We start from the raw sequence: 15,416 nt of genomic DNA, 5'->3' as shown, positions 1-15,416 counted from the left end.
CGACCAGGGGGGAACTCGCCGGTGGAGCCGCTTCAGCAGGATGACCCACGCCGGATCGGCCCGTACACGACGCTGTCGCGATTCCGCGAGACCGCGAGCACGGTCCAGTACGTCGCCCACGGCGGTCCGGACGACGCCTGCGTCGTGGTCTCGCTGGCACGACCCGCACTGGCGTCGCTGCCGGCGTTCCGGCGCCGTTTCGAGGCGGAGGCCCGTACCGCGGACCGGCTCGCCGGAGGCTGGGTGCAGCCTCCGGCCGGCGCGGCCACGTTCGGGCCCGAGCTGTGGACCGCGTGCGCGTACGTGCCCGCCCTCACCCTCGCCGAGGCCATCGCCCTCGCGGGTCCGCTGCCGGAGCGCGCGGTACGGACGCTGGGCGCGGGACTTGCCGAGACCCTCTCCCGGGTCCACGCCACCGGCGCCGTCCTGCACGGTCTCACTCCGGAGACCGTGCTGCTGGCGGCCGACGGGCCCCGGCTCACGGCGTTCGGCGCACTCGGGGCCGCCGCCCACGCCGAGGCGGGCGCGGGCGGCCGGCTTTCGGTACGCCTCGCGTACCTCACCCCGGAACAGCTCGCGGGCGAACGGCCCGGGGCGCCGTCCGACATCTTCGTCCTGGGCCTGCTCCTCGTCTACGCGGCGACCGGCACGACTCCGGCCCTCGCAGAGAGCGCCCCGGTCGCCGCCGACGGCCCGGAACTGCGCGGTGTTCCCGAGGAGTTGCGCGAGCTGGTGGCGGCGTGCCTCGCCCCCTCCCCCGCCGACCGCCCGACAGCAGGTACCGCGGCGGCCACCCTGGCCCTTGAGGGTGCTTCCGCCCTGGCCAGGCAAGGCTGGCTGCCGGAGACCCTGCTGGCGGCCCTGACCGCGCAGGGCGCCGCGGTCTCCGAGGCCCGGCGGAACGGCGCACCGGTGCGCCGCGCCGACGCGCGCGTCACGCCTTCCGGGACGTCGGACGCGCCGCCCCCGGGCAACGAGCCGGCCACGGGCGCCACCCCGGCCGCCCCGGATGCCTCAGCCGCCCCGGCCACCCCGCCTGCCCCGCCTGGCCCGCCTGGCCCGCATGTCCCGTCTGCCCCGGCCGGGGTCCCCGCCGGTGCTCTGCCCGGGGCCGGAAGCGCCGTGCCCGGGGTCGTCGTCCACAGAGGTTCCGCCGTGCTCGTGCCGAGCGCGCCGGGCGGGCCCGCCACGCCGCCCGCGGAGGCCGGCACCGGCCGCAGGACCCTCGCACCCGGTGTCCCCGGCATGCGCACCACCGCCGACAGGGTCACCGCCGCCCTCGGCATCCGGCGGGTGCGGACCGACGGGCCCACGGACCGGCCACAGGCCGCCATGGCCGACACACCGACCGGCCCGGACACCCGGGCGACCCCGACGACCACCGCCACCGCCACCGCCACCGCCACCAAGTCCGAACTCACCGCATCGGTACTGGCCGCAAGGGCCGGGGCCGAGCGGCGGGCGCTGATCGTCGGGGGCGTCGCCGGAGCGGCCGGTCTGCTCATGGGCGGGGTCATCGGGGCAGTCGTCGCCGGAGGGGACACGGAGCAGGAAGCCGTCACCGAGGCCCCCGCGAAGGCGCCCACGCCCGTCCCGGGCATACCGCCCACTCCCCTGTGGGCGTACGAGCACACGAGCGACAGCCCCGTCGAGCCCGCCGTCTGGCGCGACCGGGTCCTCGTTCTCGGTGACGCACAGCGCACCACCGGCGTCGATCTGCGCACCGGCCGCCGGCTGTGGACGCAGCCGGGCGCAGGGGCCGCGCACAGACCCGTCGTCGCGGGCGACAGCGTGTTCGTCATCGGCGCGGCGAACTTTCTCTGGCTCTCGCCCCAGGACGGCACGGTCCGGCACCGCGTCGCCGCGCCCGCGCACATCACCGCCCTGACCGCCGCCGACGGGCCGGTCGTCTGGTTCAGCGGTACGGCAGGCGCGGGCACGTATCTCTTCGCGTACGACACCGTCGCCCGCAGGGAACTCTGGCGCACACAGGTCCCGAACGGCCGCGCCCGCAACGTGCTCCCCGAGTACCAGGGCGTCGCCGTCCGCCCCGACGGCATCCTCGTACGGCAGGACGGTGACTCCCTGACACCGCAGCAGCGCAAGGCCGGCAAGGGCCTGGCACTGTTCACGTTGTACGACCGGGCCACCGGAAAGCGTCTGTGGGGCAAGTACTTCGGCGGTGTGCTCCAGGACGCCACCGTGTCCGGCGACACCGCGGGCAAGCTGTACGCGGCGGTCGGCGACGGCCTCCACGCCTTCGACACGCGAGGCGGCAGGCGGGTGTGGCAGACGGCCGCAACCGCCGCTCCCGGCGCGACCGGCCGCAACGCCTTCGGTGAGGGCCTCGTCCACGACGGCACCCTCTACCTCGGGACCGCGCACCACCAGCTGTACGCGCTGGACACGGCGACGGGGAAGGCCCGCTGGTCCCGGTCGACGGAGGCAGGCGGCGGCGGGCGACCGCGCGTACTGCTCTCGCCGAGCGGCAGGACGGCCCTTGCCCTGGAGTCCACACAGGTCACGGCGTTCCGTACGACGGACGGCAGCCGCCTGTGGAAGTTCCAGGACGCGGGCGGCAGCACGCCCGCGAAGCCCGGCGGTCACCGGGGCGTCGTCGCGGGAGGCACCGCGGTCGTCTGGCGGGACAAGACCCTGTACGCACTGCCCGTCGGCCGCTGACGGCGCGGCTGGGACGACTCACCCGTCCGCACCTGGACCGATCACCCGGCCAGGGCTGCGCGACAAGCCACGGGCCGGCCGCGAACGAGCTTCGCCGTCGGTGTACCGGTCGCACCCGCCGCCTACGGCCCGCCGCCGAAGAAGCCGGACTTCAGGTCCCCGATGATGGTGTCGAGTGGATGCCCACTCACGATGAACGGTCCGCTCCAGGGCCCGCTGAGTGCGAAGAGCAACGCCAGGCTCAGCCCGACCACACTCGCAACACCCACGACGAGCAGTGACGTGCGCAAACTGCTGCGGAAGATCAGTGCACCGGCGTTCACGATCAAGGCCAGTCCGCTGGCCACCAGCGTGACGACGTAGAGCGCGGGAAGGTTACGCGAGGCGGCCGCGACGCGGGCGCGACGACTGCTGGTGACGCTGTCCAGGGAAGACAGCAGCTCCGTGCTCGCCGGGGTTCCCAGTTCGGGCCGGGCCGCCTCTGCGCGCACGCTCCGCTCCAGACCTGCGATCGCGCGAGCGGTGGCCGGGTCGTCACCGGACGCCGCTGCCGCACCCTCCCATTCCCCGACCCGCGTGGCCCGCAGATAGTCCAGCAGTGCCACATGGATCGGCTCCGACCGGACTCGCGGACTTGTCGCCGCCCACGCCAGGCGGGAGGCTGCGGCCGCCTCGTCGCTCACCAACCCCTCTGCTGCGCGCAGGTAGCCGGCCTCGCTGGCCAGTGAGAGTGCCGCAAAGATCGCGAAGGCAGCGCCGAGTGTAGGCATCAGGGGCGTCGCGATCTGCGGCACCCGGTCCTGTTCCCCGACCGGTACGAGCGCCCGGACGCCGACCCGCGCCACGGCCGCGACCAGCAAGGCAAGGAAGAGCCAGCCCACGACCAGTACCACCGTCGGCAGCGAGGTCAACCAGTTCACCACATCACCTACAGCACGTTCCACGGGCGTCACACGGCGGCGACTCATCGGCCCCCGCTATCTGGAGCTCCTCGTCGATCACCTTCAACGAACACTCCATGATCACAGGTCGAGGACCTCCGATCCCCGCGACGCCCGGCGCGGCACCTCGCTTCGTTGACCGAACAGCCGAGTACGGCCCGGTGCGAGGCTGTTCGGCCGCCTTGCGATGCAAGGCACCTGACACAGCTCGTCACCCACCAAGGTCGCGACACGCGCCACTGGCCGGGTCCTGTCCCCCGGTGGGGCCGGACCGGTGGAGACCCTCGGGGCCAGTCGCCACGCCGCACCGTCCGAGGATCGGCCCGCGCGGGTGGTGGCGTTGCGCCGAACCGGCCGCGATCGCGCCCAGCACGTGATCGTCGCAGCATCATCGCTCCTGTAACCAACCGGAGGTGATGACGTGTCAGGCAGACTGCTGCGTACGATCTGCACGGCCGCGCTGGCCGCGACGACGGCCCTCGTGGTGACGACACCGGCGGCGGCAGAGCCGGACGCCCCGGGTGCCGCCGGCCGGGCGGTGACCGGCGAACCGGGTGCCGTCCTCCTTGGCGGCCGGGAGCCGAAGAACGTGGCCCGCTTGCTCACCACGCTCAGGGAGCTGTACCGGCAGGCCGAGGAGGCGACCGAGGCGTACAACGCGACCGAGCAGCGGCTCACGACCCAGCGCGCCGAGACGAGAAGACTCACCACCGAGCTCACCGCCGCCCGCGACGCCCTCGAGCGCAGCCGCGGCGATGCCGGCCGACTGGCCCGCCGGCAGTACCAGGGCAGTTCCGATCTCTCCGCCTACCTCCGTCTGCTGCTCGCCCGCAACCCCCAGCAGGCGCTGGACGAGGATCATCTGATGGAGCGTGCGGCATACGACCAGGCCGCGACGATCGCCCGCCTGGAGCGCAGCGAGCTCCGCGCCGACAAGCTGGCCGCGCGCTCGCACAGAGCCCTCGACCTCCAGAAGGCGCTCACCGAGAAGCAGCGCGAGCAGCGCGACACCGTTCAGGCTCGGCTGAGGAAGACGGAGACCCTGCTGGCATCCCTCTCGGGGGACGAGCTCACCGAGCTCGCGTCGCTCGAGCGTGCCGATACGGCGGGGGCGCAGCGCGAGCTTCTGGAGTCGGGCCTGCTGGGCGGCGGACGTCTGCCCTCGAAGGCGGGCAGTGCGGCGCTGGAGTACGCGGTCGAACAGATCGGCAAGCCCTATGTCTGGGGTGCCGAGGGGCCCGACTCCTTCGACTGCTCGGGCCTCACATCCCGGGCCTGGGCCGACGCGGGCCGCGTCATCCCGCGCACCAGCCAGGAGCAGTGGGCGCGGCTCCCGAGGGTCCCGTTGCGCTCACTGCGGCCGGGGGACCTGGTTATCTACTTCCCCAAGGCCACGCATGTGGCGATCTACCTGGGCAACGGCCTGGTGATCCAGGCCCCGCGTCCCGGCACCCGGGTCAAGGTCTCCCCGATCGCCTCGAACCCGCTCCTCGGAGCCGTCCGCCCGGACCCGACGGCCGCCCCGCTGGCGGCATACACCCCGCCGAAACTGCCGGAAGGCGCGGGCGCCGGTTCGGACACCGGGTACGGCACCGCAGCGGCGCCGGGCCGGTGATGCGGCCGGGACCAGGTCCGAGAGCTTGGTGTGACCCTCCCCGGGCCCGACGCGCCCGCGACCTGCTCGCGACGCGCTGCCCCGGACGACGTGGGTCTCGGGCGCCGACTGCGCAGCGCCTCGGCCTGCCCCGCACCTCCGGCACCCACCGGCACCCACCGGCAGGCAGTCATACGATCGGGAGGGACCGCTGTCTTCCTCTGGAACGTCCGATGCCTGATCAGACGCCTCAATCGCTCGACCGACGACTCGACGCCATCGCGCGGCATCCGTTCCGCGCGAAGTTCCATCTGCGCGGCCGCGAGCGGGCCAAGGCAGAGCTGAGTGGCCCGTCCACGATGCGATGGCACGCCTACGACCTCATCGGCAAGCGGCTGGCCCCGGCCGAGCCGTACAAGGACGGCAAACAGACCCCGTACCGCGGCCACCCGGTCTTCGTCGCCCAGCACGCGACCGCGACCTGCTGCCGTACCTGCCTCCAGCGTTGGCACCAGATCCCCAAAGGGCGGGAACTGACCCGCGAGGAGCGCGCCTATGTGATCGACGTGATCTGCCGCTGGATCGAACGCGAGGTGGCGGGCTCCTCGGGAGCCGAGAACACCCGCTCACCCGACGACCGGGGCCCGGCCGGCCCGGACTCGGCCTCGTGATCGGAGGGCTCCCGGTCGGCCCGGCCGGGCATTTCGTTGACGGACCGTGGGCGGCCCGGTAGAGGTCGACGCCCCCAACGTGCGGGGGCGCCGACCTCTACCGGATGACGCGGTCGCAGCCATGCCCACCTGATCAGCTCTCGTCGGCGCCCCGGCCGGCCGGAGCCGTTCGTCGGGACGGCGACGGCCGCATTACTGGTCGGAGCTCTGCGCGGCCCCCGCCACCGGTGAACTTCGGACATGTCCCTCAGGATGACACCCTGCCTGTCACCCGTAGACTCGAACGCATGTCCGATATGACGCCCGCCGAGCGCCTCGCGAAACTCCGCATCCTCGAGTCGTGGCTCGACTGGCAGCTACGCGACACCCGGCGGAAGATCGGCGACCTTAAGCTGCAGGCCTCCGCCCAGCCGGCCCGGTACGTCATCGAGCCGCAGCGGAGCCCCACACATCCCGAGCCCGCGCTCATCCACCTCGCCGACTGCACCATGCCGCAGCGGGACACCCTCCCCATCAGCGCAGCCGACGCCCGCCTCGGACTCACGAAAGACTCCGACAGCATGGCAGGGTGCGAATTCTGCGCACCCCAGCAGCAACTCGGGATCGGCACGCGATAAGCACGAACGCCCGCCCCCGAAGGGGCGGGCGTTCTTCGCGAGCCCGAGGGCCTTCCCGCCAAGCGGTCGGCGTGCGCGCCTCCGGCCCGCCGCTGTTCGGGTCTCATCCACCGTGGTCGAGCAGGGCATCGGCAAGCGTCGAGATGTACTGGGGGATGGCCTCGAGCAGTGCCTCTTCGAGCTCGCCCATGTCCTGGCCCCAGGCGTGGCATCCCGGTAGCTCTGGCACCTCGGCCCAGAGGCCGTCCTCGCCCTCGTCTTGAATCCGTACTCGGTAGGTCAGGTCGGTCTCGGAAGATGGCTGGTACCCCATGGTCATACCTCCCGTCCTTGCTGTCCGGGCTGGGTTGACGGATGTCCGCTTGCGCTGCAGGCGGCAGATATGGGCCTGTTGTCCACGGTAGCGCGGGCTACTGATGGCGGCCGGGCGTCAAGTCGTGCGCAGAATCTACAAGCGGATCTCCGGATGCGAGCGTCCGCCACTCGGGTGACCCTGGTGGAGGTCCCTGACCCTACGCACCAGGGAGAACCCGCGATGATCCAGATGTTGCATGAGAAAGGCCTACGCAGCGAGCACGCCTACACCGCAGCCTTCATGTCCATCGGCCTGTCCCTCTTCACCTGGGCCGCGTCCCTCAAAGTCGAGCCCGGCGTCGGCCTGGACCGTGCCGACCGGTGGGGCATCTTCGTCGGCGAATGGGCGCCCACCTTCTTCGGCCTGGGGATCGCACTGTCCCACTACGAGCAGCAGGACGGCACCCTCACCGCCAGTGTCCGCGACATCCGCAAGCAGCAAGAAAGGCAACAGGACGCCATGTAGCCATCCAGAAGCGCCCGCCCCTGTCAGGGATCCGGGGGCGGGCGCGGCACGTCAGGGGCGTGTGCAGCACCTGCACATGGCCAGCGCATAAGGCTCCGCGGGCCGTCCACCGGGCTGTGGGCCAGGCCGAGGTTCTCGTCATCCCCGCCGCGCGCCGACCACACGTCGACGACTGCGAGTGCACAAGCGCATCCCGGGAGTATCGGCCATGACCCCATGGATCATCCTGGGAGGCCAGGCCTGCACCTGCCCAGATCCCCGAAGAGCCCGGCGGGCCGGGCCGTCTGTGGGCCGTCCGAGGGCGGCCGACAACGACCAACGACGACCGATGACGACCGTCGGATCGCTGGTCAAAAGCCCGTCAGGCTCCCGCCACCGACCCCAGGTACGCCGCCGTCTTCTCCGGCTCGTAGAAGAAGTTCTCGAATTCCGCCGGGTCGTTGAACCCGTTCGCGAACCGGTCGGCCACCGGCTGGAGTTCGCCCGCCGCACCGATCAGGTTGAGGACGTGCTCCGGCGGGACGCCGAGCATCGCGTTGGTCCACTTGGTGACGTGCTGGGCGGTGTCCCAGTAGCGGTCGAACGTGGACTGCATCCACTCCTCGTCGAACGGCTTGTCGCCGTGCTCCGTGATCGAGGAGAGGTAGGAAGCCGCGCACTTGGAGGCCGAGTTGGAGCCCTGCCCGGTGATCGGGTCGTTGGCGACGACGACGTCGGCGACGCCGAGGACCAGCCCGCCGCCCGGCAGCCGGCCGATGGGGTTGCGCACGGTCGGGGCGTACCGTCCGGCAAGCGTGCCGTTGGCGTCCGTCAGCTCCACCTTGGTGGCGCGGGCGTACTCCCACGGCGTGAACTTCTCCATCAGCTCCAGCGTGAGCGACAGATGCTCGGACGGGTCCTTGACGCCCTGGAAGACATCGAGCGGGCCGCCCGGGATGCCTTCCCAGAAGAGGATGTCGGCGCGGCCGGACGTCGTGACGGTCGGCATGACGAAGAGCTCACCCACGCCCGGGACCAGGTTGCAGCGGACCGCGTCGTAGTCGGGGTGCTCCGGGCGCGGGCCGAGGCCGTGGACGTAGGAGACGGCGAGGGCGCGCTGGGGCTCGGTGTACGGGGAGCGGGAGGCGTCGCGGCCGAACATAGACACGAGCTCGCCCTTGCCCGCGGAGACCAGGACGAGGTCGTACGTGCGGGAGAAGTAGTCCAGGTCGGAGACGGCGGCCCCGTGGATGACGAGCTGGCCGCCGCGCTGGGCGAACGTCTCCATCCAGCCGGCCATCTTCACGCGCTGGTCGACGGACTGGGCGTAGCCGTCGAGCTTGCCCACCCAGTCGATGACCCTCTGGGACGCCGGTCCGGCCACGGAGACACCGAGGCCTTGGATCTTCGGCGCCTGGGACTCCCAGAAGTTGATCTGGAGATCGCGCTCGTGCTGGAGCGCCGTGTCGAACATGCACTGCGTGGACATGACCCGGCCGGAACGGATCTCGTCCGCCGTGCGGTTGGACATGAGGGTGACTTCGTACCCCTGCGACTGCAGGCCGAGGGCGAGCTGGAGCCCGGACTGACCGGCGCCGACTATGAGGATCTTCCGCATGGCGCGTCTCTTTCGTTGACAGGCGGGGGTGAGGAGGCTGAGGAAGCTGAATTACTCGGGGGTGACGTCGAGCGCATGGCCCACCAGGGCGAGCAGCGACTCGATCACGGTGACCCTCTTGCGCGCATCCATGATCAGTACCGGGACGTGCGGGGGTACGGTCAGGGCCTCGCGTACGTCCTCGGCCTCGTAGGCGGGCGTCCCCTCGAAGTGGTTGACCGCGACGATGTACGGCAGTCCGCAGCTCTCGAAGTAGTCGAGGACCGGGAAGGAGTCGGACAACCGGCGCGTGTCGGCCATCACGACGGCGCCGATCGCACCGCGCACCAGGTCGTCCCACATGAACCAGAAGCGCTGCTGGCCCGGTGTGCCGAAGACGTACAGCACAAGATCGTCGTCCAGCGTGATCCGGCCGAAGTCCATCGCCACGGTCGTGGTCAGCTTGTCGGGCGTCGAGGAGAGATCGTCGGTCTCCTCGCTCGCCTGCGTCATCAGAGCCTCGGTCTGCAGCGGCGTGATCTCGGAGACCGACCCGACAAAGGTCGTCTTGCCGACACCGAAGCCGCCCGCGACCACGATCTTGGTGGCGATCGGGGCGCGGGTACGGTCGTTCTGCCAGGGCTGTACGTTCTCGTCCTCCGCGACGGCGGGGAGGTCAGAGACGACGGAGTCCACTCAGCACCCTTTCGAGCAGTGCGCGGTCGGGCTGGCCGGTGCCGTGACCGGTCCCGTAAACCCGTATCTTTCCTTGGTCGGCCAGGTCGCTGAGCAGCACCCGGACGACACCGAGCGGCATCTTCAGCAGCGCCGAGATCTCTGCGACCGTACGCATGCGGCGGCAGAGCTCGACGATGGCCCGCATCTCGGGCATGACGCGCGAGACGAGGTTTCCGTTCGTCAGTTCCTTGCGCTCCTCCGCCGCTTCGAGCGCGGCGACGAAGGTCTCGACGAGCAGGACGTGTCCGAAGCGTGTGCGGCCGCCGGTGAGCGAGTACGGGCGGACCCGGGCGGGGCGCTTGCCGTCACCACGCATCGGAAGCCTGGGGGCGGGTTCTGCGGCGGACATCACTTGGCGCTCTCCATCGATTTGCGCAGCTCACTGCGGACTTCGGGGGTGAGGACATGTCCGGCGCGCCCGACGAAGAGCGCCATGTGGTACGCGACGACGCTCATGTCGCAGTCGGGGGTCGCGTGCACGCCGAGCAGCGAACCGTCGCTGATGGACATCACGAAGACGCTGCCTTCCTCCATCGCGACCATGGTCTGTTTGACGCCGCCGCCGTCCATCAGCCTGGCAGCGCCGATGGTGAGGCTGCCGATGCCGGAAACGATGGTGGCGAGGTCCGCGCTGGAGCCGCGCGGGCCGTCCCGACGTGGCACGGCGACGGAAGCGGAGTTGTGCGCCGGGTCGGACGACAGCAGGAGGAGTCCGTCGGACGAGACGACGGCGACGGAGCGAACTCCTGGAACCTCCTCGACGAGGTTGCCCAACAGCCAGTGAAGGTTGCGGGCTTCACTGCTCAGCCCGAATGTTCCGGTCGCAGTCAACTTCGTGCCTCCTCGACGGTATCCCCCGATTCCTCGCTGTGTTCCTGGTCCTTGCGCGTGCTGTTCCCGGTGTTCTCCGCGAGCTCCGTCGCGACGTCGCGACGGCCGTCCTCGGCGCCCCGGTGGAAGCCGCCGAGGCGGCGGCGCAGTGCCTCCGCGTCGACGGACCTGGCGCGCTCCTTGGGCGCGGCGGCAGGGGCGACGATCTTGGGTGTGCGCTTGGGGAGGCCCTTGTCGGTGACCGGACCGTCCACCCCGGCGTCGTCGACGCCCTCGGTGGCGTCGGCGCCGTCGGCGACCCGCTCGTGTGCGTCGGGCTCCGACGGGGGGTGCGGCAGGCGCACCTGGAGGGTGGTCTCATGAGCCGAAGGCTCCGGGGCGGAGTCCGGGACCGACTCCGGGGCGGGGTCCTGGTGCGCCTCGGGCTCGGGCTCGGGCTCGGTGCCGCCCACGGACGCGAGGCCCGCCTCGGGCACTGCGGCCGGCAGAGGCCCGGGGCCCCGCTCGGGCTGGGGCCGCGGTTCGAAGGCCGACTCGGCATGCGGCTCGAACGCCGACTCAGGGCGCGGTTCGAGCGTCGGCTCAGGATGCGGTTCGAGCGTCGGCTCGCCGGCCGGCACGGCCCGCTCCTGGGTGTCCGGTCCTGGCACGGGTTCGGCGTACGGCATGCTGCGCGGGCCGCCCGCTTCCTCGGGGGAAGCCTCCGCCTGCGCCTCGGCCCCCGCCTCCAGGCCGGCCTCGCGGATCGACTGCTCCGCCGCGGCGACCAGCGGGTCGCGCGCCGCCGAGCGGCCCGGCAGGGTGTTGGAGTTGGCCTCGGCGACCGAGCCCGGCAGATTCAGCGTGGGCGCGGCTCCCGGAACGGGCGCCGTCCGCGGGGCCGCCGTGGGCGGAACCGTCGGCAGCAGCGACTGGGGCAGGACGACGACTGCCGTGATCCCGCCCTGCTTCTGTTCGCGCAGTTGTACGCGCACGCCATGGCGGCGGGCGAGCAGCGCGGCCACCCGGAGCCCGAGGCCCTCCCCTTCGCCGTCGCTGTCGGCCGCGGGGTCCGGGTCGGCGAGCTTCGCGTTGAGCTCCTCCAGCCGTCCCGGAGTCATGCCGATGCCCTCGTCCTGGACGGAGAGCATCACCTCACCGCTCTCCAGCAACCAGCCGGAGAGCTGCACCTGCGCGTCCGGTGGCGAGAAGGACGTGGCGTTCTCCAGCAGCTCGGCCACCAGGTGGCTGAGGTCGTCGGCGGCGAATCCCGCGACCTGGGCGTGCGGCGGCAGCGACTGGATGGTGATGCGTTCGTACCGCTCGATCTCGCTGACGGCCGCTCGCATGACGTCGACCAGCGGCACCGGGCCGGGGTGGCCGTGACCGTGCTCCGTGCCCGCCAGCACCAGCAGGTTCTCGCTGTGGCGGCGCATGACGGTCGCCATGTGGTCGAGCTTGAAGAGGGTGGCGAGGCGCTCCGGGTCCTGCTCGCGCTCCTCCAGCCTCTCGATGACGGCGAGCTGACGCTCGACGAGGCCGAGGGTGCGCAGCGACAGGTTGACGAAGGTGTGGCTGACGGTGCGGCGCAGCAGCTCCAGCTGCTCGGTCACCTCCACGGTGCGCGACTGGAGTTCGGCGCGCTGGGCGGCCAGTTCCTCGCGTGCCGCCGCGAGCTCTCCGTGCGAGGTGTCGAGCCGCTCGGCCCGTGCCGAGAGGTCGACGAGCTTGCCGTGCAGGGTGTTGAGCGACCGTACGACCTGTGCGAACTCGTCGTTGCGGCCGGTGAAGCGGATGGGCTCCCCGGCTCCGGGCGCGCCGGCGAGCCGTGCGGCGCCGATGCGCAGCACCGCGAGCGGGCGGGTCAGGGTCCGGGCGACGGCCGCGGAGATGCCGACGGCCACGATCAGGCAGCCGCCGAGCAGCGCGATGCGCAGCTCCAGTGCGGTGACGTCGTCGTCGCGCAGCTTCCCGATCCGCTCGACCTGGGCCGTGGCGAGCGCGGACTCGACGCCCCGCATCTGCTCGATACGGGCGGAGAGGGACGACTCGACCTTCTCGCGATTGGACTTGAGGTCGCTCTTCGAGAGCTCGGGCTGGTCCGTGAGGCGGGTGAGGTACCCCTCGGCGGCCTTGATGTCGGGTCCGGTGACGGTGGCCGAGAGCCGGCTGCGTGCGTCGTCGCTCGCGGCCTGGTCGAAGTCGGCGAGTGCGCCGAGTTCGCGGACGCGGGCCTGCTGGGCGGCGGCGCTCAGCGTGTTGCGGGCGGCTTCGGCCTCCTTGTCGCTCTTCTCCTCCACCGGCAGCCCGGTGATGGGGTCGAAGGAGGGGCCGTCGCTCTCGGGGACCGGCACGGACAGGGCGGCGAGCAGCAGTCCCCGGGTGGCCGAAGCCTGTTCGACGGCCAGACCGAGGGCGGCGGGCCCGCGCGTGGCATCGGCGGCACGGGCCGGGGTCTTCTCAGCGAGCTCGTCGGCGAGCGCGTGCAGCCCGGCGATGATTTCGGTGTACGCCTTGTACGCCTCCAGCGCCGTGCCCTTGCCGGTGAGCGCGGTGCGCCGGACGGACGGCACGGTGGCGAGGTCGCGGCGCAGTTCGGCGTGGTCGGCGGGGACATTGACGCGGATCTCGTCGATCTGGCGGTCGACGCGGGCGCTGCGGTTGTCGGAGATCTCCCGGCGGTCCTTCTTGTCGCCCTTCTGCTCCTCGCGGCCCGCGGCGATGTAGGCGGTGACCTCGTCGCGTTCGTCGGCGAGGGAGTGGGCGAGGGTGACGGCCTGCCGGTTGAGCTCGGAGAGGGTGACGAGCCGCTGGGACTCGGTCAGTTCGTCGGACGTGGCGAGGACGGCCGGGGCGCCCGCCGCGACGACGGTGAGCGACACGGCCGCGACTCCGGCGACGAGCCTGCTGCGAACCCGGGCGGGGCGTCCGCCCGGGAGAAGGTCCGGATCGCCGGAGGCCGTTCCTGCCTGAGGGCTCTCTGCGGGGATCGTGGAGGGCATCGGCTCGCGCCCCGACGACGCCGTACCGGGCGTACCGCCCTTGCCCCGAGGCCACTTCTTCTGCACCGGTGCTCGCAATCTCGACTCGTCCGCCCATGAAGCAGAGGTGACGGCCGGTCACAACACGAGAACGCCCCCCACCCCTGGCACGGCTTACGACCATTCCAGCGCTTTTGGGAGGGGGACGCGCATCGGCCGCTCCGCCACCCGAACGAGTGAACATCACTCCCGAGTGGCTCAACAACTCCCCCGCGGACGGGTTCCGGCGGCGCGCGGAGCGCCGGGTGGACCTTCGGCGCGGGCTTTGGCAGGATGCGCGCCCGCAGCCTGTCGAGTTGATCATTCCGGCCAAAAGCCGCTGGTCGCCCGGTCGACGACGGCCGGCCAGGAGTTCTTGTGGGCTTCGTGAAGGAGTCGTGGCGGCTCGGGCAGACTGGGGATCATGCGCTTCGAACTCGTCTCCGCGCCCGGCACCCCCGGACGCACCAACGAGGACTGGGCTTCCGTCGCCCTCCCCGCCTCGGGCCAGGGAGGATCCCTCGTCGTCCTGGACGGGGTGACCCCGCCGAAGGGTGAAGACGGTTGTGTGCACGGCGTGCCCTGGTTCACCTCCCGACTCGGTGGAGCACTGGCCGAACTGTCCGGTTCGCGGCGGGATATGCCCCTGACCGGGGTTCTCTCGCTGTCCATCCGGCGCACCGCGGACGTCCACCGCGAGAGCTGTGACCTTTCTCACGTGCGCACTCCTCAGGCGACCGTCGTCCTCGTCCGCTGGGACGAGGAGTGGGTCGAGCACCTTGTGCTCTCCGACTCCACCTTGCTGCTCGGTTCACCCGGCGGAGCGGTGCGGGCCGTGCTCGACGACCGGCTCGACCGGATTCCGCGGGAGGTCCTGCGCTCGGTGAGCGCGACCGACGCCCTGCGCAACCAGGACGGCGGCTTCTTCACTGCGGCCGCGGACCCGGAGGTGTCGGGCCGCGCGGTGACCGGCCGTACGCCGCGTGCGGAGGTACGGGCCGTGGCGGCACTCACCGACGGGGCGTCCCGATGGACCGACCTGTTCGAGGAGGGCGACTGGGCGGACCTCATGGAGCTGCTGCACAAGCAGGGGCCACACGGACTGATCGAGCGGGTGCGGGCGCTGGAGCACGCGGACGCGACGCGCGAGGGAGCGCGGGGCGGCGGCGCCCCGCGCTGGAAGACACACGACGACGCGACGGCGGTGTACGCGGAGCTGTAGGGGTGCGCCCCACGGTCAGGCCGGCCGGACGGCACTCCGGCCGTCACGCCTCCCACCGACGGGCGCGAAACCCCGGGCGGTCACCCCTCGGCGCGGGTGTTGAGCTGGTGCAGCAGACGGGCCAGCTCCGCGACCTCGCCCCGGTCCCAGTCGGCGAGCTTGCGCATGTACCGTTCGCGCCGGGCGTTGCGCACACTGCGGAAACGGGCGAGTCCCTCGTCGGTGAGACGGACGAGCGAGGCACGCCCGTCGGCCGGGTCGGGTTCCCGGGCGACGAGGCCGAGCTGCTCCAGCGCGTGGAGCTGGCGGCTCATGGTCGCCTTGCCGACACCGAAGAACACCGCGAGGTCGGTGGCGCGCCGGCTGCCGCACTCCTCCAGACGTACGAGCAGACCATAGGCCGCCGGCTCCAGCTCGGGGTGGACCTCGCGGGCCATCTCCCCGGAGTTCGCGCGGGCGCGGCGCAGAAAGACGGCCAACTCGCGTTCCAGGGCGAGGAATTCCTGGAATCCGTGGTTCACGCCACTTCCTCCGGTGGGCTCCCCTTCACTCCCCGTACCGCTTTCGTGCACGTCAGCACCCCTCGCACGCTTTCCCGACAATGAAAGTTTCTTCCGGCGGCGGCCGTTGCCGCAGCTCGGTCAGTATTTCGCAGGCGTAGACCAACGGCAGGAACCGGCTCCCCTTCCCCTGCCGGTTCTCCGCACCTAGCTTCCTGAATGACA

Annotated in this window: 14 protein-coding genes; 6 read left to right on the top strand and 8 right to left on the bottom strand. The window is 71.7% G+C overall.

Going from position 1 to position 15,416, the window contains the following annotated elements; genetic code table 11:
• Nucleotides 1-21 precede the first annotated feature (21 nt).
• The gene (locus tag ACFU5O_RS28905) at nucleotides 22-2,682 is read left to right on the top strand and encodes a PQQ-binding-like beta-propeller repeat protein (protein WP_384244978.1); all 2,661 of its coding nucleotides are present in this window, start codon (nucleotides 22-24) and stop codon (nucleotides 2,680-2,682) included.
• Nucleotides 2,683-2,804: 122 nt separating this feature from the next.
• Here ACFU5O_RS28905 and ACFU5O_RS28900 read toward each other — a convergent pair whose 3' ends face one another.
• Entirely contained in the window at nucleotides 2,805-3,602 is a 798-nt protein-coding gene (locus tag ACFU5O_RS28900) for a hypothetical protein (protein ID WP_384244977.1), read from the bottom strand.
• Between the two features lie 442 nt (nucleotides 3,603-4,044).
• On the opposite strand from ACFU5O_RS28900, the gene ACFU5O_RS28895 reads away from it, so the two are divergent.
• The 3 genes from ACFU5O_RS28895 (at nucleotide 4,045) to ACFU5O_RS28885 (ending at nucleotide 6,505) form a co-directional block, all read left to right on the top strand.
• Nucleotides 4,045-5,238: an NlpC/P60 family protein gene (locus ACFU5O_RS28895; protein ID WP_384244975.1), complete on the top strand. Its 1,194-nt coding sequence runs from the start codon at nucleotides 4,045-4,047 to the stop codon at nucleotides 5,236-5,238.
• A gap of 212 nt (nucleotides 5,239-5,450) precedes the next feature.
• Nucleotides 5,451-5,888, top strand: a complete 438-nt coding sequence (locus ACFU5O_RS28890) for a DUF4186 domain-containing protein (protein ID WP_384244974.1) — start codon at nucleotides 5,451-5,453, stop codon at nucleotides 5,886-5,888.
• A gap of 287 nt (nucleotides 5,889-6,175) precedes the next feature.
• The gene (locus ACFU5O_RS28885; protein WP_384244973.1) at nucleotides 6,176-6,505 is read left to right on the top strand and encodes a DUF6233 domain-containing protein; all 330 of its coding nucleotides are present in this window, start codon (nucleotides 6,176-6,178) and stop codon (nucleotides 6,503-6,505) included.
• Nucleotides 6,506-6,608: 103 nt separating this feature from the next.
• On the opposite strand, the gene ACFU5O_RS28880 is transcribed toward ACFU5O_RS28885, so the two are convergent.
• The gene (locus ACFU5O_RS28880) at nucleotides 6,609-6,824 is read right to left on the bottom strand and encodes a type II toxin-antitoxin system HicB family antitoxin (protein ID WP_384244971.1); all 216 of its coding nucleotides are present in this window, start codon (nucleotides 6,822-6,824) and stop codon (nucleotides 6,609-6,611) included.
• 216 nt (nucleotides 6,825-7,040) lie between these two features.
• Here ACFU5O_RS28880 and ACFU5O_RS28875 point away from each other — a divergent pair, with 216 nt between their 5' ends.
• Complete coding sequence (locus ACFU5O_RS28875; protein ID WP_384244970.1) at nucleotides 7,041-7,325, top strand: hypothetical protein; 285 nt, start codon at nucleotides 7,041-7,043, stop codon at nucleotides 7,323-7,325.
• 361 nt (nucleotides 7,326-7,686) lie between these two features.
• Here the strand turns inward: ACFU5O_RS28875 and ACFU5O_RS28870 are convergent, their stop codons facing one another.
• The 5 genes from ACFU5O_RS28870 to ACFU5O_RS28850 are packed head-to-tail and all read right to left on the bottom strand — an operon-like array spanning nucleotide 7,687 to nucleotide 13,517.
• Nucleotides 7,687-8,922, bottom strand: coding sequence for a styrene monooxygenase/indole monooxygenase family protein (locus tag ACFU5O_RS28870; protein ID WP_384244969.1), 1,236 nt, complete (start codon nucleotides 8,920-8,922; stop codon nucleotides 7,687-7,689).
• Nucleotides 8,923-8,973: 51 nt separating this feature from the next.
• Complete coding sequence (locus ACFU5O_RS28865) at nucleotides 8,974-9,597, bottom strand: ATP/GTP-binding protein (protein WP_384244967.1); 624 nt, start codon at nucleotides 9,595-9,597, stop codon at nucleotides 8,974-8,976.
• A complete protein-coding gene (locus ACFU5O_RS28860; protein ID WP_384244966.1) occupies nucleotides 9,578-9,988 on the bottom strand; it encodes a DUF742 domain-containing protein in 411 nt (136 codons plus the stop codon). The genes ACFU5O_RS28865 and ACFU5O_RS28860 overlap by 20 nt, the downstream gene beginning before the upstream one ends.
• On the bottom strand, nucleotides 9,988-10,470 hold the full coding sequence (locus ACFU5O_RS28855) for a roadblock/LC7 domain-containing protein (protein WP_384244965.1): 483 nt from the start codon (nucleotides 10,468-10,470) through the stop codon (nucleotides 9,988-9,990). The genes ACFU5O_RS28860 and ACFU5O_RS28855 overlap by 1 nt, the downstream gene beginning before the upstream one ends.
• Nucleotides 10,467-13,517 carry a nitrate- and nitrite sensing domain-containing protein gene (locus ACFU5O_RS28850; RefSeq protein ID WP_384244963.1) on the bottom strand — a complete coding sequence of 1,017 codons (3,051 nt, stop codon included), beginning with the start codon at nucleotides 13,515-13,517 and terminating at the stop codon, nucleotides 10,467-10,469. Before ACFU5O_RS28850 ends, ACFU5O_RS28855 begins: the two co-directional genes overlap by 4 nt.
• Before the next feature lie 376 nt (nucleotides 13,518-13,893).
• Here ACFU5O_RS28850 and ACFU5O_RS28845 point away from each other — a divergent pair, with 376 nt between their 5' ends.
• Nucleotides 13,894-14,691: a protein phosphatase 2C domain-containing protein gene (locus tag ACFU5O_RS28845; protein WP_384244962.1), complete on the top strand. Its 798-nt coding sequence runs from the start codon at nucleotides 13,894-13,896 to the stop codon at nucleotides 14,689-14,691.
• A gap of 80 nt (nucleotides 14,692-14,771) precedes the next feature.
• Here the strand turns inward: ACFU5O_RS28845 and ACFU5O_RS28840 are convergent, their stop codons facing one another.
• On the bottom strand, nucleotides 14,772-15,263 hold the full coding sequence (locus tag ACFU5O_RS28840; protein ID WP_384244961.1) for a MarR family winged helix-turn-helix transcriptional regulator: 492 nt from the start codon (nucleotides 15,261-15,263) through the stop codon (nucleotides 14,772-14,774).
• Nucleotides 15,264-15,416: the final 153 nt, after the last annotated feature.

It is taken from the genome of Streptomyces sp. NPDC057445 (genome assembly GCF_042802855.1).
Classification (GTDB): domain Bacteria; phylum Actinomycetota; class Actinomycetes; order Streptomycetales; family Streptomycetaceae; genus Streptomyces.
Note: the sequence above shows the minus strand (reverse complement) of the source record. Positions and strands in the feature narration are given on the sequence as shown.